Source organism: Chryseobacterium lathyri, assembly GCF_030812195.1.
GTDB lineage: Bacteria > Bacteroidota > Bacteroidia > Flavobacteriales > Weeksellaceae > Chryseobacterium > Chryseobacterium lathyri_A.
The window spans coordinates 366,872-387,446 of the sequence record NZ_JAUSSF010000002.1 but is presented as its reverse complement, the minus strand read 5'-3'; the positions used below and the strand labels follow the sequence as shown (position 1 = coordinate 387,446).

Genomic DNA, 20,575 nt, shown 5'->3' with positions numbered 1-20,575 from the left:
GTAAATTTAAAACAAGATAAAACAATTCTCTTATATAATGAATCTTAAAAGGTTGCAATGTTAAGAAAAAATATTGTTAAAAAAGTTAGAGATTCCAAATTTTGATTAAATTTGTGCCCCCAACTTTTAAACTGTTGAGAATTAAGAAGAAAAGTATTAAAAAAAATAATATACTCATGATTAAAAAATTATCATTAGTCTCTTTATTTACTTTACTTCCTGCTTCATTCTATTTTGCGCAGACTACTGTGTTTGCGTATCTTAAGGATGCTGAAGGAAAGCCTGTTGAACGGGCAGAAGTAGATCTTAAAGGGAGCGAAAATGATGTAACGGCTGACAAAATTGGATACTTCCAGTTTGTAGACCTGCAGCCGGGCCATTATCAAATTATGATTACGAAACCAAACTTCGAAACCAAAATGATGGAGTTTGACGTAGCCAATGAGAAAAGAAAGGATCTAGGGGTTATAACTCTATATTCTGCACTTACAAGCGCAGATCAGGGATTAGCGATTATAGACAATGATGATGACGACAGTAACAGCAGCGGACAGGCTTCTACAGTAGGGTTATTACAATCTTCTCAGGATATTTTCAGCAGGATTGCTGCGTTTGATCTAGGATTTTACTGGTTCCGTCCAAGAGGAATTGACGGAAGAACTGGAGAATCTATGCTGAACGGTGTCTCAATGGTAAAATCTGATAATGGTAATGTTGACTTCAGCAATTGGGGTGGACTGAATGAGATCACGAGGTATCCGGAGATCGCATCTAACCATTCCCCGTCTGAATACGCTTTTGGTGGAAACAGCTCTGTTGTTTACAAGAATACAAAAGCCAGTGAGTATAGAAAAGGATTCCAGTTTACACAATCCCTGACTAACAGAAACTACAGAAACAGAACATCTTTACGATATACCTCAGGAATGAACAGCAAAGGATGGGCGTTTACCGTAATGGGTGCCAGAAGATGGGCTGAAGAAGGAATTCAGGAAGGAACTTTCTATGATGCCTATGGAGCTTACTTAGGGGTAGAAAAGAAATTCAGTGACAGCCATACAATGACTTTCAACTTTATCGGTGCACCATACAGAAGATCTACAGCTAGCCCGAGTACGCAGGAAGTTTATGACTACAGAGGCGTACACTATAACTCTTACTGGGGATGGCAGGATGGAGAAAAAAGAAGCGAAAGAGTGAGAAGAGGATTTCAGCCGCTTTTCCAGGTTCAGGATTTCTGGAAGATCAACAAAAACTCCAGCCTTTGGACGACCGCATCTTACCAGTTTGGAAAAGATAAAGGCTCACGTTTAGACTGGAATGGGGTTACCAATCCGTCACCTACATACTACAGAAACTTACCAAGTTATTATATTAACAGTATTATTTATAACTCCGTTAATAACACTGAAACTGATCCCATGCAGTATAATACACTTTGGGATGCCTATAATACAAGCCTATCTAACTGGCAGAACGGAGATCCTAATGTTACTCAGATCAACTGGGGGCAGATTTATGCCAACAACCAAAAGAACGATGTTACAGACCAGGCTGAAATGGCTCGTCTGTACGGATTGTCAGGGAAACGTTCCAAGATATATCTTGTAGATGATGTAAGCGATGATAAGATTTTCAACGCAGGCACACATTATACATACAACTTTAATGACCGGATGAAGTTCATCATGAACGTTTCTTATCAGAATTACAAATCTGAGCTTTACCGTGAAATGAAAGACCTTTTAGGTGGAGATTATGCCATTGGTGTGGATCCGTTTAAAGAATCTGCCAAGCCTGGTTCTACAGGATTCTATAATACTTTGGATCCTAATGTTCAGCTGAGAGAGGGAGATCGTATGACGTATAACTATATCCTGAGAAGACAGGAAGCAAAAGTAAATCCGGGACTGAAATTCTCCACAGGCAATTTCGATGTATTTGTTTCTGCTTTGGCCGGATATTCCACTTCGAACAGAGAAGGTCTTTTCAAGCATTATTTATATGAAAATTCTTACGGGAAAAGTAAAGATTACAATTTCTGGAACTTCGGTCTGAAAGGACAGGTTGTCTATCGTATCAACGGGCGTAATTTCTTAGTGTACAACGGAGCGATGTACAATCAGGCCCCATTCCTGGAAGATTTGTTTATCAACCCTAGAATCAATGCACTTGTTAATCCTAATATCAGAAGTACAGTGTACACGGCCAATGATTTAAGCTATGTGATCAACACTCCTTTCCTTAAATTAAGAGCATCAGGATATATTGTAGATACTGAGAACGAAACCAATGTACAGCGATTCTTTGCAGATGGAATTCAGATGAGCAGCACCAATCCTGACGGATCTGTTTCTCAGGTACAGAGTGCATTCGTAACCCAGGTGATGTCCAATCTTGAGAAAAGAAATATGGGAGTGGAATTAGGTGTTGACCTAAAAGTTATTCCTACCTTATCTTTACAGGGTCTTGCAAGCTTAGGCCAGTATACGTACAGAAATAATCCGGAAGTTTATTTGGTTTCTGATGCATCAGGAAGCAGCGTGACGTCTTTCGGAAAAGCATATCTGAAAGATTATAAGCAGGGAGGCACTCCTCAGAGAGCTTTCTCATTAGGTTTCCGGTATAACAATCCGAAATACTGGTGGGTAGGAGCGAACTGGAACTATTTTGATAATAATTATCTTGATCCTGCTCCGGCTTTAAGAACGAATAACTTCATTCAGAACCCATATTCAAGCACTCCTTATTTAGGTCTTACTGAGACTGATGTACGTGATATGCTGAAACCGGTTGAGCTTCCTTCTGCATTTTTCTTAAATGCTAATGCAGGGAAGTCATTCATGATCGGGAAGTATTATATATTATTGACAGCTTCTGTGAATAATATCCTGAATAACAGAAGATTCATCACAGGAGGTTTCGAACAGACAAGAGAAACAAAAGCTATGGATTTCGCATATGATTACTATAGCCCAAAATCTTCTTTCGGACCGAAATACTGGTATACCCAGGGACGTTCGTACTTCGTTAACTTACAATTCAGATTCTAATAAAAATAAAAAAATAACAATGAATAATTTCACTAACTTTTTCAAAACGGCATTTGTTGCAGTAGGTGTACTGTCTGCAGTGTCTTCTTGTGTAAAGAATGATGATTGGGAGACCCCTCCGATCGTTTGTTCAAATAAATTCGAAGCGCCTACCATTTCAATGGCTGATTTTGCAGCTCAGGCTCCTGCTACAGGATATAAACTGATTACCACAGATCAGATCTTCGACGGTTATATCGTTTCTTCTGATGCTCAGGGGAATTTCTATAAAACAATCTCTTTCCAGGATAAAACGGTAAACCCTACTGTAGGTCTTCAGATCGAAGTGGATAAAGCAAGTAATTTTGCAGACTTCCCAGTAGGGGCGCATATAAGAATTAATGCGAAAGGGTTACGTTTAGGACTTGACAGAGGATCAATTAAGCTTGGCTCTGAAGATCCGAATTTCGCTATTGGCAGAATTCCTCAGGCTCTTGTAGGAAGATATGTTTCCGGAGTATGTAATGGCAATGGTTTGGATATTCAGACGATTATTCCGACAAAGCTTAATTCATTGAATGATGCAAAGCAGGCTAATCTGATCAATACTTTAGTAACAGTATCTGATGTACAGTTCAGCATGAGTGAGATTTTCCCGGTTCAGAAAAAATATCTTGATTATGATGCAGGAGGTCAAGGTTTGGATACAGACAGAAATATTGAGGATAAATTGGGAGGTACTGCAGTGATCAGAAACTCAGGATTCTTCAAGAGTGGGGGAGAGCTGGTACCAAAAGGAAGCGGAACCATTACTTTTGTAGTAAGCAGATACAATACAACATGGCAAATGCTGATCAGAAGCTTATCTGACATTAATTTCAGTGGAACAAGAGTAGATTCAACGCCGCCTAAAGGAGGTACAGAGATCGCTTATTCAGGTTCTTTCCTTGAAAATTTTGAGAGCTATTCACTAACTCCTACTAATCTTGAAGTGTATCCTAAATATGTAAATGATGCGGTATTAGGAAACAGATACTGGCAGTTAAAGTCTTTCAGCAATAATAAGTATATTCAGCTGGGTGCTAATTCAGGGTCTGGAAATTATTTAACATATTTTGCGGTACCTGTTGATTTTACAGCAGCCAATACTTTGAAGTTTGATGTAAACGTCGGATTCTGGAACGGGAATGCTTTAAAAGTATACTATACAACCAATTATACTCCGCTTGGAGATATTACAGCAGCAACTAAAACAGATATTACATCTGAATTTACAATTCCACAAACCCCTGTTACTGGTTACGGTACATTAACTCCTGCGGGAACTTATACTTTACCTGCCGGATTAACGGGTAATGGATTTATCCTGTTCGAATATACCGGAGCATCACCTGGTGTTACGACTACTATTCAGTTAGATAATATTCAGGTTCAATAATTAAAATCTGATATTTTAAATACAGGCCGTCTTTTTAGGAGACGGCCTTTTTATATGTTTTGATGTATTATAAGAGTGAACTCAAACGGAGAATTAAAAAAAACAAGATCCCTTGTTGCTTTTCACTCAGTGATATTAAAAATGGATTTATTATGTTCGAAAATATGGTATTACAGAGTCACCTATACAGTAAAAATCTATCCGAAATTGGATCCGGTGTTAATCGGTATTCCTTTTAAATATGATAAGAACGGCTGGAATATGATTGAAAAATATGTATGAAGTTTTTTAGATTGAATTATATGAAAAATTAAAAACAAAAACCACTGCATCAGCAGTGGTTTATATTTTAAAATTATTCTGCTTTTAGAAAGCAACCTCGTTCACTTCCTTGCCTCGCTGGAAGTTCATTACTTTCTGGCTTCCTTTGTAAGCAACACTAACAATGTTGACCTGCTTAGGAAAAGCACTTAAAAGAATGGTGTTTTTAATCTTTAAGGTATTGATATCGGAAACACTACCGGTCTCAAAATATACCCATACAGTTTCTCCGCTTACCTGACTTCCGGTGAAGGTTATAGTTTTTGGAGAGCCATTGACGAACACATCAAAATTATTATTTACATATTTTTTTACTTCTGCTTCAAATCCTGCTGTACTAGGATTGATTTTAATAGCATCAGAAATATGGTTGGTATTCATTTTTGTGGTAAACTTCAATGTTTTGCTTCCATCTATATAATCAACTTTGGTCATTGAAGAGAAAAAGTCTACATACATAAAACTCATTAACACAAAAAATGTTAAAATTCCTGATATATATAAAAGTTTTTTCATCTTAATTAATAGATTTACAATCATACTTGCTAATTATAGGTCACAAATAATATGCCAATTAAAAATTTACATTCACAGAATATTTATCATAGAATGCCTTGATGTGTGCAACAGCCTCGTCAGCCGTGTCTACCACTCGATATAAGTCTAAATCATCTTCGGCAATCATTCCTTCTTTTAACAGTGTTGCTCTGAACCAATCCAGTAATCCGCTCCAGAATTCACTTCCTACCAGAACAATCGGGAACTTACCTATTTTATTGGTCTGAATCAGGGTCATTGCTTCCGTAAGCTCGTCCAGGGTTCCGAAACCTCCCGGCATTACTACGAATCCCTGAGAATATTTCACAAACATTACCTTTCTTACAAAGAAGTAATCGAAGTTCATAGAATAGGATTTGTTAATGTACGGATTGAAATGCTGTTCAAAAGGCAAATCAATATTAAGCCCGATGGATCTTCCCTGAGCATTAAATGCACCTTTGTTGCCAGCCTCCATGATCCCCGGTCCGCCTCCGGTAATGATTCCAAAGCCCAATTTTGTAATCTTTTCAGCAATTTCAACAGCCATTTCGTAATACCTGCTCTCAGGTTTCAATCTTGCAGAGCCAAATATGGAAACGCATGGTCCTATCTTGGCCAGTTTTTCATACCCGTCCACAAATTCAGCCATTACTTTGAAAACCATCCAGCTGTCTTTGGTGATGGTTTCGTCCCAGGTTTTTTGTCTGAGGCTGTTGTGAAGTTTTGTTTCGTTAATATCAAGCGCAGGATTTACTAAGCTTTCATCCCTGGTTCCATCCATTTCCATTGCAAATTATTTAAAATGTTTTTCGGCTTCTATTACAGATTCCGGTCTTCCCACATCTATCAGAATACTGTCATGTACAAATCCATGGATATGTTCAGTCTGCATCAGGTCAAGATACTCCTCCATAACAGAAAACTTGCCGGTTCTCTTTATTTTTTCAAAGATAGCAGGGTTGATACAGTGAACACCACTGAAGGCAAGAGCCTTAAAGCCTTTGTTGAATTCCGCAAGCCTCTGTTCCCCCGACTGTACATTAAGCCAGCCTCTCAAAACCATATCATCATTGAAAAGCAGCTTTCTGGAACTGTCTCTATCAGAAACCGCTAAAGTAGCGAAATCTTTTATATTTTTATGGTATTCAACGAGTGCATCAATATTGATATCCGTTAAAATATCAGCGTTCATGATTAGAAAATCTTCCCCGTGATCGAGGAATCTTCTAGCAAAAATCAAGCCGCCACCCGTTTCCAGCAACTCGTCCGTCTCATCTGAGATTTCAATGTTGCATCCGAAATTATTGTTTTTATTTAAAAATTCAACAATCTGATTTCCAAAATGATGGATATTGATGACAAAATCTTTTATTCCAAAGCCTTTAAGATAATTGATATTTCTTTCCAAAAGCGGTATGCCGTTTACCGAAGCCAGTGCTTTTGGATGTTGATCCGTAAAAGGTTTTAGCCTTGTGCCTTTTCCTGCAGCGAAAATTAAAGCTTTCATATAGTATAGAATAATGAGTAATAAATAATGAATAATTCAGGGGTCTAATTGATAAGTAAAAATAATATTACCTATTGCTTATTACCCGTTACCCACATTCAGGTGGTGCTGTTCGTCATGGTGAAGGCTTATTTCTACTCCCTCAGGATATTTTTCCTTGATGAATTCAGCAATCTTGATTGCAGAATACACAGATCTGTGCTGTCCGCCAGTACATCCGAAATTGATCTGAAGGTCTTCAAAACCTCTTTCCAGATAATTATCGATATTGATTGAAATAATGGATTTTACCAATTCCAGAAACTTCGGCATTTCGGTTTTCGTTTCAAGGTACTCCTGAACCCCGATATCATTTCCTGTCTGGATTTTGTACTCCTCAATTCTTCCGGGATTCAAAATTCCTCTGCAGTCGAAAGTAAAGCCTCCGCCATTTCCTGAATTGTCCTTGGGAATTCCTCCTTTTTTGTAGGAAAAACTGTGTATGTCGATGTGTAGCATTCTTTTTATTTTTTTATTTGAACCATTAAGATTGCTTAATGATTTAAAATTGCATTAATTTTTAATTTTGATTCTCCCAAAGACAGCTGTTCTATCACTTTCTTCAGTTCCGGGTAATCCTGCATCTGTTCCCAGGATTCAGCAAGCTGTGTGATATTTTGAATCCCTTTTTCGAGGCTGGCTATAAAATGTTGCTTCCTTTGAATCAGCCCTCTGAATCCATAAGCTCCAAGTACCTGAAGAAATCTCATCATCTGGATTGGCTTTACCGAATTTTTTAGTTCAATTCTGACTTCTTCATTTTTAAACTGTCCGATATAATAATCAAGCATTTCATTTTTAAAGTCTTCCGGGAAATCAGCTTTGGCCTGGAAAAGGAAAGAGATTACATCATACATTAATGGCCCTTCCATAGCTGACTGGTAATCGATGAACGAAACTTTACGATTTTCATTAACCATGATATTTCTTGCCTGAAAATCACGGATCATAATTCCTTTAGGCTTAAGGTTCTCAATCAGTGCAGCAATCTGTTTAAATTCTTTCAATAAGGCAGATTTACGATACTCGAGTTCCAGAACATCAGCCACAAAATTTTTAAAATAGTACAGATCATGGATTACGGGAAGTTCGTCATACCTTTCGTATTCAAAAGTTTTTGAGAAATCAATTTTTCCCTGAGTCCGGATCTGAAGCTGGAAAAGCTTTTCTAATGTTTGCTTTACCAGTATTCTTACGTGACCGGAAAGTCCTTCTTCTGTAATGATCTCTGAAAGAGTCTGTTCTCCGAGAAATTCCTGTATGTAGATCTTCCTGTCATCTGAAACAGCGAAAATATCAGGGGTATTGAGGCCAAGTTCTGAAAAGATTTCAGAATAATAGAGAAAGCTTTCATTTTCCGGGATATTTTCATTGCTGGTAACAATATATTTTCTGGTGTCAGCTTTGGCCAGGAAATTCATTCTCGCAGACCCGCTTTGAGCCAGTGCAACGAACTCAGAAGATGATTCACCCAGATATTTTTCAAAAAATCGTTTTGCGTTTTCGGAAGTCATAATATGGAACAAATATACTAATTTAATGGGAGTTTGATGCTTTTGAGTGTAGAGTTTGAGAGTATTAGAGTTTTGAAGATAGGGTTGGTCTTGGTTTAGGAGTTGAGGGTTGCAATTTAACATCTGATACCTGATATCTGAAGTCTAAATGAAACATTTCTTAGCATAAGTTTAAGTGTAATTTCTATCTTTGCAGTATGTTAAAGGATTTTAAACCGGTTTTAAACATTTTACTGAGGTTCATCGTCATCTATCTGGTGCTGCTTTTGGGGTACCAGTTTTACCTGAATAATGGTAAAGAAAGCGGATTAGATCCTTTTTCCCGGATAATTGCAGATCAGGTTGCTTCCATTCAAAAGGCTGTAGGGTTTCCTACATTGCTTTATGATGATGTGAAAAATGAGCAGGTTTGGTTTTATGTAAAGAAAAATTATGTGACAAGAATGGTGGAAGGGTGTAATGCTGTTTCCGTTATGATCTTGTTTATAGCCTTTGTTTTTGCATTTTATAAAGGTGCTAAAACTTATATTTTTGCTTTGGCGGGGCTTGTTTTGCTTTACGTGATGAATCTTCTGCGAATTGTGGGACTGAATATCGTTATGGTAGATCATCAGGAATATGGAAAAATATTCCATGATTTTATTTTTCCGGCAGTAATTTACGGAACTGTAGTGGTTCTTTGGCTGGTGTGGATCAAATTCTTTGCTTTAAAAAATGAAAATTCTTAACTGGCTTTTAGTGATAGCAGGAATCTGTGGTCTTATAAGCGTACGGATGCTTGAAGACAAGATTTTCTATGATCCTTTTCTTGAGTATTTTCATGAAGCAATTAAAAACATTGCATTTCCCCGGTTTGAATGGGGCAAATTAATTGCAGGACATTTTTTTAGGTTTATGCTTAATCTTGCTCTTTCATGTCTGATCATTCAATGTCTTTTTAAAAACCGTCAATGGACGGCGCAGGGAGCATTACTGATTACCATTATCTTTACGATTACTTTCCCGATTTATCTTTACTGTATCCATGATAGGTTTGAGATAGGATATCTTTTTTCCTTTTACATGAGAAGGTTTGTGATCCAGCCGCTGGCTTTGCTTTTGATTGTTCCGATGTTTTATTACAGAAAACAGCTAATGAAGAGGCCGTCAAGTGGGAATTAATCTATAGTATGTTTGTCTATACTGGTGACATTTTCCGGGGTCCATTCTACTCTTTTTACAAAATCTTTTTCGCGGACAGGGCAGTTTTTGATTTGACATACAGGGCATGACACCGTTTTACAGTCGTCCATATGAAAGTTGAATTCTACACTTCTTTTGGTATTTTTAGCTAAAACGAGAATCATTTTTTCCATTTCATTGTGGGCTTCCCGAAGGCTGTAGTACCAAGGTAGAGTAATATGAGCGTCAATATGGAGATTGGCACCGAACTGCTGGATTTTCATATTGTGGACGTCTATCCATTCTATCCGTCTGTTTTCTTCGAGTACCCTGATAATCTGATTCAGGAGATCAGGGTCCTGTTCATCCATAATACCGCTCAGAGATTTCCTGACAATCTTATATCCGACATAGATAATGTAAAGCCCAAAAATGAGGGCAACAACCGAATCCAGCCAGTAAATCTTAGTGAAGTAAACGATAATTAAACTTATGACAACACCTAATGTTGTGATGGTATCAGACTGAAGATGTTTTCCGGACGAAACAAGAACTAGGGAGTTTTCTGCCTGCCCTTTTTTAATGGAGATGTATCCCAGCAGGTAATTGACAATGGCAGTTGCTGCGATAATCCAGATTCCCAGATCTATTTTGTTCAGGGTTTTTCCTATGATGAGGCTGTTGACGCCTTCATAGATGATCATGATACCCGCAATTGCTATTAAAGCCCCTTCAATGCCGGATGTCACAAATTCCACTTTTCCGTGGCCGTAAGGGTGGTCCTCGTCCTTAGGCTTTGCAGCAAGATGAAGGGAATAGAGCCCCATAAATGCACTGATCACATTTACAATGCTTTCCATGGCATCGGAAAAAACAGCATCAGAATTGGTAAGTTTCCAGGCAACGATCTTTCCTATGAATAAGATCACTCCGAAAGCGGCTATCAGCCTTTGGAATCCTATTTTGTCTTTGCGGGTAATGGTTTTTTTATTTTCCATAGTTTGATAAAAAAAAGAATCTCAATTCTGAGACTCTTTTTTATTTTGTTAGTTTAAACTAAGTTGTTGGCTGCTAAGTATTCTGCAATCTGTACAGCGTTCGTTGCGGCTCCTTTTCGCAGATTGTCTGCTACGATCCAGAGATTCAGCGTTTTGGGCTGTGAAAGATCCCGTCTTATCCTGCCGACGAAAACTTCGTCTTTTCCTTCGGAGTACAGCGGCATTGGATATTCGTTGTTTTTCACGTTGTCCATTACCACTACACCTGGTGTTTCGGATAAGATCTTCCTTACTTCATCAAGGTCAAACTCGTTTTCAAATTCAATATTTACACTTTCTGAGTGTCCTCCCTGAACAGGAACTCTCACGGCAGTTGCGGTAAGATTGAACGTATCATCACCTAAAATTTTCTTAGGTTCTTTCATTAATTTAATCTCTTCTTTCGTGTAGTCATCGTCACTGAATACGTCACAGTGAGGAAGTGCATTTTTGAAGATCTGATAAGGATATACTTTTGCAATGCTGTCATCACCGTTAATTTCAGCATTGAGCTGATCCACAGCTGCTTTTCCTGTTCCTGTTACAGACTGGTATGTAGAAACAACCACTCTTTTCAGGTCATATTTTTTATTCAATGGCCCCAGGACCATTACTAGCTGAATGGTAGAGCAGTTGGGATTGGCAATGATCTTGTCTTCTTTGGTCAGAACATTGGCATTGATCTCCGGAACAACCAGTTTTTTAGTAGGATCCATTCTCCATGCTGAAGAATTGTCAATCACAGTGGTGCCAGCTTCAGCAAACAGTGGTGCGAATTCAAGAGAAGTATCTCCTCCGGCAGAGAAAATGGCAATATCCGGTTTGGCAGCTATAGCGTCTTTCATGCTTACGATGGTAAATTCTTCCTGTTTATACTTCACCTTCTTACCTACAGATCTTTCGGATGCGACCGGAATTAATTCTGTTACAGGGAAGTTTCTCTCCTCCAAAACTTTCAGCATAACTTGTCCAACCATTCCTGTTGAACCGACTACAGCTACTTTCATTGATTTAATTAAAATTTAAGGTTAAACTATTACAAAGTTAACTCATCATTGATAACTTATTATTTTATGTTTTAAGCCCCAAAGACTCTTGTCCAAGGGAATGCAAATGCAAATAAACCTGCAGCGATAAGACCCATGATCACAATTCCAAGGGAAATAGTGTCATTAGACTTCACTTTTTTGTTGATGATAGTCATCAGTACTGCTGCGATAAGCATAGAAAACGGGTGTTCTACATACTGGAATCTTAAGTCAGCATTTTTCATGACTGATCCCATATCCAATCCTTTTGTAAAATTAATTACCAGCATGATGATCCCTATTAAAAACTGAACATGGAAGAAAATCATCGTAAAGAGAGTAGTCTTCTTTAAAAATTTGTTCACCTTACCACTGAAACCAAACATTGTGGCTAAAAGGGCAATAATAAATAACGAGACCAAAAGAAGTTCAAGGTACCCAAATCCTTTGTGTGCATTAAGCAAAATCTTGTAAAAATCCATATTCAATTTTTTGTACACAAATATAGCAAAAATCCCGGCGAAAAGCCGGGATAGATATTTATAAAATCTAATATTGTGATGTTATTAGAAGTTGAATGACAATGTTGCTGCCCATGTTCTTCCGAATCCGAAAAGTACACGGTTGTCAGTTGCAACACCTTTGTACATATACCCTAATTCTTCATAAGTTTTTTTAGCTGTATTGTTTGTACCATCAGCCAATCTTGACGGAGCGTCAGATCCAAATACGTTTGTTGACGCATCAGAAATGTAGAATGTGTCAAACAAATTGTAAACATTTGCTCCGATTGTGAAATACTGAGAAGCATCTTTTAATCTAATTTTGTATGAAATACCTAAGTCAAATAGATTAAAGTCAGGTAATTGTAATACTCCTCTGTCTTGTGCTGCTTGGTTAGAGAAAGTAGCAATATCAATAGATGAATAAACTTTTCCCACATATCTCCATGTTCCAAAAATGCTAAGGTCTTTTACTGGCTTAACAGTAGCTCCAAGTGAGGCTGTCATTTGAGGAATACTGTTGTTGCTTGTTCCTCCTACTTTTACTTTATCAAGATAAAGCGTTGTTGAAGTTGATGTTCCAGATAATGCAAGAGGGTTATTATTGTCATCAAATGCTGATCCTGTTGCATTTCCTTTATAGTAGTAATCACCCCAAGAGAACATTCCTTGAAATTCTAAGAAATTTGTTGGTCTGTAAACAGCATCAAACTCAACTCCTTGGTGGATTTCAGTGATACCGCTGATTTCAGCATAACCTGTAGTTGTTGTATTGTCAGCCAATGTAAATGTTTGGTTTGTTCTTCTTAACCATCTGTCTTTCCATTCGGTTCTGTATAGGTTAACATTAGCACTGAATTTTGGAGATCTGAAACCATATCCTATTTCAGCTGAGAAAATTTTCTCATTAGTTAAACTAGGATTTAAAACCTGGAAGTTGCTTGGGTAAACCGAATTCATGAACGGCTGTTTGCTGTAATAACCAACATTTGCAAACACATTGTTATGATCATCAATATTGTAGTTAGCACCTCCTTTAATGTTATATCCAAAAAGATTTTTGAATCCAGTTTTGGTATTAACAATTTGTCCTTGCTGTTTAGTTACCCCATCCTTAATAAAGTTATCGATTCTTTGATATCCTTGGTTAGAAACCGAACCTTGAAGGAATGCAGATAATTTATCTTTAGTATACTCAACCTGGCCAAATGCACTATACCAAATAACTTCACCATCATTACTGTATCCGATCTGCTCATTTAAAGGAGCTGTTTTTCCTCCAAACGGGTTCCAGGCAAGTTTCTGATAATCATATGCTTTTGTAACATTGTAAGGCGCTACATTGCTGTTTAAAGTTTCTTGATATCCCTTTGCTCCGTAAAAGTCAGAAACTACCTGATAGTGATAACCATAATAGTATCTGTCATCTGTACCGATGGAGAAATTCCAATTATCATTAAGTTTATGCTGGAAGTTAGCCAAGATTCCATACCAGTTATGAGAATTGATACTTGATCTTCTGATGATACCATCTCTTACTTGATATTGTCTTCCATTAGCAGGATTAGTAACAGTATAAGGAGTGCCAGCTACTAAACCGTTGTTTAATGCGAAAATTTTGTCATAATCATAAGTTCCGTCTGTTCTTCTATAAGAGTTGATGTTATTTGTAGTAGGACTTCCATTACTATTGAACTTTCCATTCCAGAAGCTTCCCAGATCTCCTGTTCCACCACCTCTACCATTGGACATATATAGAACAGTGCTTAGTTTGGATTTTTCGTTCATTGTCCAGTCCCAGTTCAACATCATTACGGGTTTTGAGTAATAATTTGCTCTGTTTGCAAGTGAAACTGATTTTCCTTCTGCATTAGTATAATAGCCCCAGTCAGAGTTATATGTTCTGTCAGGAGTATTATCATGGTCAGGGTTATATGTTATATAATCTTTAATGAAAGGAGAGTAAGTTCTCTGGTTGTGCCACTGAGGAGATCCTGTAATGGTAAATTGGAAATTGTGTTTTTTGTTTGGCTCCCATCCTAAAGCAAAATAGTAAGCATATGATTCATAATCTGTATTTTGAATATATGTGCTACCCGCTTGTCTGCTCATTAAGAATGAAGTGGACCAACCTTTGTCAGATTTACCCGTATTATATGCAAAAGATGTTTTTAAGAAATCATTATTACCAACACCTAATCTCACAATTCCGCCTCGTTTCATGTCAGCAGAACGAGTAAGAAAGTTCATTGTACCCCCAACAGAAGCAATAGCCAATTTAGACGAACCAAGACCTCTTTGTACCTGCATTGTACTGGTTACATCGGACAAACCTGTCCAGTTAGACATATACACAGTACCACCCTCCATATCGTTAACTGGCATACCATTTACCATTACAGCGATGTTTCTTGATTCAAACCCACGCATAGTGATTTGAGAATCTCCAAATCCACCACCACCTTTTGTAGCATATACAGACGGTGTTGTGTTTAGTAATTCAACAAGCTCTTGGTTTCCTTGTCTTTCAAGAATCTGTGCAGCTTTAATTGTAGAAACTGCTACCGGCGTTTTTCTATCTTTAGCGATATCAGTAACACCTCTTAAAATTACCTCATCAATGTCTTTGGACTTTGTTACAGTATCCTGAACTTGTTGAGCGTAATAAACACTAGCTGTAGATAGAGTGATAGCTACAGTCAGTATCGATTTGTTGATTAATTTCATAATCGTTAGTAATAGTTAGATTTAATTTTCTGCAAAATTCGCGAAATAAAAATTAACTAATATTAACTGTATGTTAATTTTTACTTAATCTTAATAAGATTTAACTTGTTGATTTTCAGTTTTATAAATAAAAATTGAATTTTTATATGAAAAAAATCATATTATTGAGTTTTTAACAAACAGGGGCTCTTTTTATTAAAAATATAACGCTATTTCACGGCTTTGAGACTCAGATCTATATTTTCGGCCGAGTGGGTAAGGGCTCCAGCGGAGATATAAGTGACTCCGGTAGAAGCAATTTCTTTTAACATATCACGGGTAATTCCACCTGAAGCTTCAGACTCACAAGAGCCGTTGATCATTTCTACTGCCTGCTTCATCATAGGGACATTCATATTGTCGAGCATGATTCTGTCCACTTTTGCTTTGATGGCTTCTTTTACTTCTTCCAAGTTTCTTGTCTCAACCTCGATCTTTAGTTTTTTCTTTGTACTCTTAACATAATCTTTTGCCATTTTTACGGCATTCGTAATACTTCCATTATAGTCTATGTGGTTATCTTTCAACATGATCATATCATATAAACCATACCTGTGATTGGTTCCGCCGCCTATAGCAACGGCCCATTTTTCACATACTCTGAAATTAGGAGTTGTTTTTCGGGTGTCTAAAAGCTTTGTTTTAGTTCCTACCAATCGGGAATCCCAGTCGTGAGTGAGGGTTGCAATTCCGCTCATTCTCTGCATACAATTTAAAACAAGCCTTTCTGTTGAGAGGATTGATCTTGCGCTTCCGTTTACCATTAAAGCAATGTCTCCCACTTTAGCTGCTTCTCCATCTTTAATGAAGATTTCAACTTTTAAATCTTTATCAAAAGTCTTAAAAATAATTTCGGCCAGCTCAACACCTGCTAAAATACAGTCCTGCTTTACCAAAAGTTTGGCACTCTGCTCCAGGTTCTTAGGAATGGTGGAGAGAGTAGAGTGGTCACCATCCTGAATATCTTCTTCCAGGGCATTTTTGATGAATGTTTTTAATACTTTATCTGTAGCGTAAGCTGGTCTTTTCATTATATATGTTTTAAGCTAAGTCTTTATTGTAAAATGCGCCTTTATTTTCGGTCATTTCCATAGATTGGGTAATGATAAGGTGGGCAACGGTTGTTAAATTTCTTAATTCAGATAACTGCGGTGAAAGAATGGAATAGTGGTAAATCTCGTCCACAGCTGCTGCAATTTCCTGATGTTTCTGCAGGGCCATATTCAAGCGTCTGTTACTTCTAACAATACCTACCAGATCACTCATCATTTCCTGAAGCTGTTTTCTGAGGTAGCTTATGATAACCATTTCATCCATGATCTTCATACCTTCCTCATTCCATTCCGGAACGGCTTTAAGATCATCAAAATTAAAATTATTCTCATTGAGGAGGGTAACCGTTTTTATAGCGGCATTATGTCCGAAAACCAAGCCTTCCAATAAAGAGTTTGACGCCAGCCTATTGGCACCATGCAATCCTGAATTGGTACATTCTCCCACTGCAAAAAGATTCCGGATAGAGGACTGGCCATCCCTGTCGACTTCAATGCCGCCCATCAGATAATGGCATGCCGGTACTATAGGGATCAGTTGGATGAAGGGATCAATTCCTTCTTCTTTACATTTTTTATAAATATTTGGGAAATGTTCTAGGAATCTTTCATGATCCATATCCATGCAGTCAAGACCGGCATATTCATCACCGGAAATCTTCATTTCATTATCAATGGCTCTGGCTACAATATCTCTGGAGGCTAATTCTTCGCGCTCATCATATTTATGCATGAATTTTTCGCCCTTTTTAGTCCTCAATTTTGCACCATCTCCCCGGACTGCTTCAGAAATAAGGAAAAGCATTCCGTTGATCTTGCTGTACAGCGCTGTTGGATGGAACTGGTAGTACTGCATATTGGAAACCTTACCTTTTGCACGGGCTACGAAAGCAATTCCGTCTCCTGTAGCAATAGTAGGATTTGTTGTGTTCTTATAAACATGTCCTGCACCACCTGTGGCAACCAATGTTATTTTTGAAGTGATCTTTTTGATTTTTTTTGATTTTTCATCAAGAATATAGGCGCCATAGCAGTTGATATCACCTTCACTTACTTCTTTTCCCGGAACATGGTGTTGGGTAATAATATCAATAACATAGTGATGATCAAGGATTTCGATATTCGGGCTGCTGTTGGCTGTTGCTAAAAGAGCTCTTTCAATCTCGAATCCGGTAATATCTTTATGGTGGACGATTCTGTTTTCAGTGTGGCCGCCTTCTCTTCCCAAAGCAAATTCTCCGTTTTTCATATCGAAATTGGCGCCCCATTCTACAATTTCGTTGAATCTTGTAGGAGCTTCCCTTACGACCATTTCTACGACCTCGCGTTTGTTTTCCCCGTCTCCGGCACGCATGGTATCTTCAATATGCTTTTCGAAATTATCATTTTTAAAATCGGTGACTACAGCCAGCCCGCCCTGTGCATATTTAGTATTGCTTTCGTCTTCGTCGGATTTTGTTACGATGATGATCTTGGCATCAGGGAGCTGTTCAGAAACTTTAATGGCATAGGAAAGTCCCGAGATGCCGGAACCAATTACTAATACATCCGCTTTTATCATATGCTTGCTTTAGGTACGATCGTTTAAATATTAAATAAATTTAAACAATTTTTCGTTTGGTTTTCTTACTTTTTTCATGTGTTGAAAATGATCTTCCTCAGAACGGTAACCTAAAGCCAGAGTTACGGTTACTTTTTCTGTCTCAGGATTGATGTTTAGAATCTCTTCTATCAACTCCTGCCGGAAGCCTTCCATAGGGCAGGAATCAATATTTTCAATGGCGGCGGCATACATCAGATTGGCCAGTACTATATAAGACTGCTTTTCTGCCCAGTTGAAAATTTCATCCTGTGTTTTTTGGGTGATATGCTGATTAATGCTTTTTCTGAACAGGTCTAGTTTCTCAACAGGAGTTTCCCTTACCTCGGAAATATGATTAAAATAACCATGAATATAGCTTTCTTCAATAGTTCTCTTAGAAATAATTATTATAAGGTGCGAACAGGTAGAAATCTGGGAAGGGTTATAGAAAGCCGGAATTAATTTCTGTTTCATTTCCTGGCTTTCCACTACCAGTACTTTGTAGGGTTGAAGCCCAAGCGAACTGGCAGACAGCTTTCCCGACTCAAGAATATTGTGTAGGGTATCTTGAGGGATAATCGCATGATTAAATTTCTTCACAGAATATCTTCTGCTTAAAGCTTCCAAATAATTCATGAGACAAATTTAAGAATAGAATGCGAATAAAGTGCGTTTATAATGAAATATCTCTTTTGTGAAAGTGAAAAAAGATCACCCCAAATTTGGAGTGATCCTGCTATTGAAAAATAATTAATTTTAATTTATTCTCTGTTTTTTACCATAATCCAACCTGAGAATTTAATTGGAGTGTTCTTGCTGTTGTTTTCATTCCAGGTGATAGAATACCAGTAATTTCCGGTAGGAACTTTTTTACTTCCGTTGGTGGTGCCATCCCAGACATATCTGTTAGATTTGTCGGCCTGGAAGAGCTTGTATCCATATCGGTCGAAGATTCCGATTTCCAGGTTCTTTTTATTGGAAAGCGCTGAATAATCAATAGCATCGTTTATTCCGTCTCCGTTTGGAGTGATCACGTTGATAAGATTAGGAACCGTAATGTCGATCTGAATAGGTTCGCAATCATAGCTGTCCTTCACATAGATTTTGGTATCACCCCTTGCCACATTGGTGAATATATTAGAATCCTGCCACTGTATATTATCCATTGAATATTGGTAAGGTGGGGTTCCTCCGTTAACAAAGACTGTTACAGTGCTTCCTGAAATATCAATACTGGTAACCACGGGTTGCTCTGAAGCATATACTTTTACCGTCTGTAGCGTAATACAGTCTCCGGTCTTTAATTTTACCCAGTAAGTTCCCACGCCAACATTATTTATAGCCTGTGTTGTTGCACCTGTGCTCCATTCATAACCATTGAACCCTGGCCCTGCATCCAGTGTGGTTTTGTCTTCAATACAGATGATCTTGTCTCGTAATACACTCGATGGAACAGGAGCAAGTACGGTCAGGGTTACTTTTGCGATTGAATAGCATCCCTGTGCATTGAATACTTTAACATAGATTACTCCGGATGGAGCGGTGTAGGCTAGGAAATTTAAAATTTCATTCGTTCCGTTTTCAGCATCTGCAAGGGATGGATAGTATTTTTTTATTGCTCCCGTCAATACTGTTACCGGAGCATTGCTTAAATTGAATGTGCCCAGCGAAGGATTGGTTTCAAGAAAACATGATCTTAATGATGTATCAGTAACTACAACAACCGGGTTAAGATTCAGGGTAACTTTTGCCACACTCACACATCCCTGAGGCGTTGTCACTTTTGCAAATAATATGGCTGCTCCTGATGCGTAAGCTGTTGGATTAGGAATCTGGTTGATCCCTGCATTCAGGTCAGCCATTGTATTGTAGAATTCCATCGTACAGCCGGGTACCGTTGTTAAAGCAGCTGTAGTAAGGTCGAATGTCGCAGTGCCGGCATTGTTGTTATTACATCCTGTAAGAGAAGCATCTGTTGCTGCAAACGGGGTCGGATTCAGCTGTATGACTCCGTCTCCATTGTCACAGAGTGTAGAGCTTGGGTCTTTAATAACGACCTTAATTGTGGTGGCGCCTGAATACAAAAAGTTTGAAGGATTGGCAATAGGCGTTGAACTTCCTAAAATATAATAAGTGAATATATAATTTCCAGGATTATTGACAAACTGAGCATTGAAAGATGTAAGATCCACAGTCCCGTTACCAGTTGCAGGATTGGTACATACAAATGGAGTTACTGTAGCATTTAGGATTGGAACTTTGTCTACGAAGACTTTTACATTTTTGATGGAATGTCTTGCACTGGCGCCTCCCGTAGCTGCCGAAAACCCAAAGTAACCCTGTGACATACCGATAGCAGCACCTGAAGGAGCGAATGATTGGTCTGCAATAAGGACTCCGTCAATTTTTATTTTAATGATCCAGTTCGTAGGATTGGTAAGGTCTGTTTCGCCGTTTACCTCTACGTGCCTGTAGGTTGGGCCTACAAATGGCTGGGTAGGGTTGAGGTCAGGAGAGTGAAACGTACTGCCGGGTGTTGTATTATATTCAATATTGTTTCCGGCTGTGTTGTTGGTGCCGTAAAGAACGTGTACTTTACTCATCTGTCCTTCCGTGGTATTGTTGAAAATATCAAATCCTACCATCAGTCCGGAAGCATTTCCAGGAATTCCGAGCCCGCCACCGGATACGAATCCTGTCGGCGGATTGGCAAGATACCAGAAGGTAAATCCGTCTCCTCTACCGAACTGTGTAGTTCCGTTTCCGTCAATTCTAAAGTCAAATTCCACTTTCCATTTGTCGCAATAACTTAATGTGATAGGGGTAGCCAGTTTTATAGCGCCATACAGGTTTCCATTATCAGTTGTAAGCCTGATAAAATCTGTGTCAACAGCTGCATTGGAAACAAGGTCCCAGCCTGTAGTGTTGACCGGGTTTCCGGTAAGCTGATAAGTTTGGGAAAACAGCTGCCCTGAGAAACCAAATAAGAGAGTTAAATAATAAATGAGTAGTTTTTTTTTCATGAAACGAAAGTTTTGTGGTTATCGATATAAAT

General features: G+C 38.2%; 18 protein-coding genes. 5 read left to right on the top strand and 13 right to left on the bottom strand.

Annotated elements, in window-relative coordinates:
* Window positions 1-176: 176 nt before the first annotated feature.
* The 3 genes from J2T03_RS11920 to J2T03_RS11910 all read left to right on the top strand — a co-directional run bounded on the left by J2T03_RS11920 (window position 177) and on the right by J2T03_RS11910 (window position 4,752).
* Window positions 177-3,053, top strand: a complete 2,877-nt coding sequence (locus tag J2T03_RS11920) for a carboxypeptidase-like regulatory domain-containing protein (protein ID WP_307211400.1) — start codon at window positions 177-179, stop codon at window positions 3,051-3,053.
* A 19-nt stretch (window positions 3,054-3,072) separates the two neighbouring features.
* On the top strand, window positions 3,073-4,470 hold the full coding sequence (locus J2T03_RS11915; protein WP_307211399.1) for a DUF5689 domain-containing protein: 1,398 nt from the start codon (window positions 3,073-3,075) through the stop codon (window positions 4,468-4,470).
* A 141-nt stretch (window positions 4,471-4,611) separates the two neighbouring features.
* Window positions 4,612-4,752 carry a hypothetical protein gene (locus J2T03_RS11910; protein ID WP_307211397.1) on the top strand — a complete coding sequence of 47 codons (141 nt, stop codon included), beginning with the start codon at window positions 4,612-4,614 and terminating at the stop codon, window positions 4,750-4,752.
* Between the two features lie 84 nt (window positions 4,753-4,836).
* Here the strand turns inward: J2T03_RS11910 and J2T03_RS11905 are convergent, their stop codons facing one another.
* The 5 genes from J2T03_RS11905 to J2T03_RS11885 form a co-directional block, all read right to left on the bottom strand.
* On the bottom strand, window positions 4,837-5,307 hold the full coding sequence (locus J2T03_RS11905) for a DUF6702 family protein (protein WP_306840567.1): 471 nt from the start codon (window positions 5,305-5,307) through the stop codon (window positions 4,837-4,839).
* A 58-nt stretch (window positions 5,308-5,365) separates the two neighbouring features.
* Complete coding sequence (locus J2T03_RS11900; protein ID WP_306840566.1) at window positions 5,366-6,118, bottom strand: LOG family protein; 753 nt, start codon at window positions 6,116-6,118, stop codon at window positions 5,366-5,368.
* Between the two features lie 6 nt (window positions 6,119-6,124).
* A complete protein-coding gene (locus J2T03_RS11895; RefSeq protein ID WP_307211395.1) occupies window positions 6,125-6,838 on the bottom strand; it encodes a nucleotidyltransferase family protein in 714 nt (237 codons plus the stop codon).
* 81 nt (window positions 6,839-6,919) lie between these two features.
* On the bottom strand, window positions 6,920-7,336 hold the full coding sequence (locus J2T03_RS11890; RefSeq protein WP_307211393.1) for a RapZ C-terminal domain-containing protein: 417 nt from the start codon (window positions 7,334-7,336) through the stop codon (window positions 6,920-6,922).
* Window positions 7,337-7,371: 35 nt separating this feature from the next.
* The gene (locus J2T03_RS11885) at window positions 7,372-8,391 is read right to left on the bottom strand and encodes an aminoglycoside phosphotransferase family protein (RefSeq protein ID WP_306840563.1); all 1,020 of its coding nucleotides are present in this window, start codon (window positions 8,389-8,391) and stop codon (window positions 7,372-7,374) included.
* A 197-nt stretch (window positions 8,392-8,588) separates the two neighbouring features.
* Between J2T03_RS11885 and xrtF the strand changes: the two genes are divergently transcribed.
* The gene (gene xrtF, locus J2T03_RS11880; protein ID WP_306840562.1) at window positions 8,589-9,119 is read left to right on the top strand and encodes an exosortase family protein XrtF; all 531 of its coding nucleotides are present in this window, start codon (window positions 8,589-8,591) and stop codon (window positions 9,117-9,119) included.
* On the top strand, window positions 9,106-9,552 hold the full coding sequence (locus tag J2T03_RS11875; RefSeq protein ID WP_306840561.1) for an exosortase F system-associated membrane protein: 447 nt from the start codon (window positions 9,106-9,108) through the stop codon (window positions 9,550-9,552). Before xrtF ends, J2T03_RS11875 begins: the two co-directional genes overlap by 14 nt.
* On the opposite strand, the gene J2T03_RS11870 is transcribed toward J2T03_RS11875, so the two are convergent.
* The 8 genes from J2T03_RS11870 to J2T03_RS11835 form a co-directional block, all read right to left on the bottom strand.
* Window positions 9,549-10,550 carry a cation diffusion facilitator family transporter gene (locus J2T03_RS11870; RefSeq protein WP_307211391.1) on the bottom strand — a complete coding sequence of 334 codons (1,002 nt, stop codon included), beginning with the start codon at window positions 10,548-10,550 and terminating at the stop codon, window positions 9,549-9,551. The two genes, J2T03_RS11875 and J2T03_RS11870, sit on opposite strands and share 4 nt — an antisense overlap.
* Window positions 10,551-10,603: 53 nt before the next feature.
* Window positions 10,604-11,596, bottom strand: a complete 993-nt coding sequence (locus tag J2T03_RS11865) for an aspartate-semialdehyde dehydrogenase (RefSeq protein WP_306840559.1) — start codon at window positions 11,594-11,596, stop codon at window positions 10,604-10,606.
* A gap of 71 nt (window positions 11,597-11,667) precedes the next feature.
* The gene (locus J2T03_RS11860; RefSeq protein WP_040993398.1) at window positions 11,668-12,099 is read right to left on the bottom strand and encodes a hypothetical protein; all 432 of its coding nucleotides are present in this window, start codon (window positions 12,097-12,099) and stop codon (window positions 11,668-11,670) included.
* Window positions 12,100-12,183: 84 nt separating this feature from the next.
* Entirely contained in the window at window positions 12,184-14,847 is a 2,664-nt protein-coding gene (locus J2T03_RS11855; RefSeq protein ID WP_307211390.1) for a TonB-dependent receptor, read from the bottom strand.
* Between the two features lie 209 nt (window positions 14,848-15,056).
* Entirely contained in the window at window positions 15,057-15,917 is an 861-nt protein-coding gene (nadC, locus tag J2T03_RS11850; protein ID WP_307211388.1) for a carboxylating nicotinate-nucleotide diphosphorylase, read from the bottom strand.
* Window positions 15,918-15,927: 10 nt separating this feature from the next.
* The gene (gene nadB / locus J2T03_RS11845) at window positions 15,928-17,499 is read right to left on the bottom strand and encodes an L-aspartate oxidase (protein ID WP_306840556.1); all 1,572 of its coding nucleotides are present in this window, start codon (window positions 17,497-17,499) and stop codon (window positions 15,928-15,930) included.
* 30 nt (window positions 17,500-17,529) lie between these two features.
* Complete coding sequence (locus J2T03_RS11840; protein ID WP_306840555.1) at window positions 17,530-18,156, bottom strand: NAD(P)H-dependent oxidoreductase; 627 nt, start codon at window positions 18,154-18,156, stop codon at window positions 17,530-17,532.
* 125 nt (window positions 18,157-18,281) lie between these two features.
* A complete protein-coding gene (locus tag J2T03_RS11835; protein WP_307211386.1) occupies window positions 18,282-20,543 on the bottom strand; it encodes a T9SS type B sorting domain-containing protein in 2,262 nt (753 codons plus the stop codon).
* Window positions 20,544-20,575: the final 32 nt, after the last annotated feature.

Bases quoted from the DNA above. Each gene is read 5' to 3' on its own strand.
- J2T03_RS11920 (WP_307211400.1), top strand. From the start codon at position 177: ATGATTAAAAAATTATCATTAGTCTCTTTATTTACTTTACTTCCTGCT.
- J2T03_RS11915 (WP_307211399.1), top strand. From the start codon at position 3,073: ATGAATAATTTCACTAACTTTTTCAAAACGGCATTTGTTGCAGTAGGT.
- J2T03_RS11910 (WP_307211397.1), top strand. From the start codon at position 4,612: ATGGATTTATTATGTTCGAAAATATGGTATTACAGAGTCACCTATACA.
- J2T03_RS11905 (WP_306840567.1), bottom strand. From the start codon at position 5,307: ATGAAAAAACTTTTATATATATCAGGAATTTTAACATTTTTTGTGTTA.
- J2T03_RS11900 (WP_306840566.1), bottom strand. From the start codon at position 6,118: ATGGAAATGGATGGAACCAGGGATGAAAGCTTAGTAAATCCTGCGCTT.
- J2T03_RS11895 (WP_307211395.1), bottom strand. From the start codon at position 6,838: ATGAAAGCTTTAATTTTCGCTGCAGGAAAAGGCACAAGGCTAAAACCT.
- J2T03_RS11890 (WP_307211393.1), bottom strand. From the start codon at position 7,336: ATGCTACACATCGACATACACAGTTTTTCCTACAAAAAAGGAGGAATT.
- J2T03_RS11885 (WP_306840563.1), bottom strand. From the start codon at position 8,391: ATGACTTCCGAAAACGCAAAACGATTTTTTGAAAAATATCTGGGTGAA.
- xrtF (WP_306840562.1), top strand. From the start codon at position 8,589: ATGTTAAAGGATTTTAAACCGGTTTTAAACATTTTACTGAGGTTCATC.
- J2T03_RS11875 (WP_306840561.1), top strand. From the start codon at position 9,106: ATGAAAATTCTTAACTGGCTTTTAGTGATAGCAGGAATCTGTGGTCTT.
- J2T03_RS11870 (WP_307211391.1), bottom strand. From the start codon at position 10,550: ATGGAAAATAAAAAAACCATTACCCGCAAAGACAAAATAGGATTCCAA.
- J2T03_RS11865 (WP_306840559.1), bottom strand. From the start codon at position 11,596: ATGAAAGTAGCTGTAGTCGGTTCAACAGGAATGGTTGGACAAGTTATG.
- J2T03_RS11860 (WP_040993398.1), bottom strand. From the start codon at position 12,099: ATGGATTTTTACAAGATTTTGCTTAATGCACACAAAGGATTTGGGTAC.
- J2T03_RS11855 (WP_307211390.1), bottom strand. From the start codon at position 14,847: ATGAAATTAATCAACAAATCGATACTGACTGTAGCTATCACTCTATCT.
- nadC (WP_307211388.1), bottom strand. From the start codon at position 15,917: ATGAAAAGACCAGCTTACGCTACAGATAAAGTATTAAAAACATTCATC.
- nadB (WP_306840556.1), bottom strand. From the start codon at position 17,499: ATGATAAAAGCGGATGTATTAGTAATTGGTTCCGGCATCTCGGGACTT.
- J2T03_RS11840 (WP_306840555.1), bottom strand. From the start codon at position 18,156: ATGAATTATTTGGAAGCTTTAAGCAGAAGATATTCTGTGAAGAAATTT.
- J2T03_RS11835 (WP_307211386.1), bottom strand. From the start codon at position 20,543: ATGAAAAAAAAACTACTCATTTATTATTTAACTCTCTTATTTGGTTTC.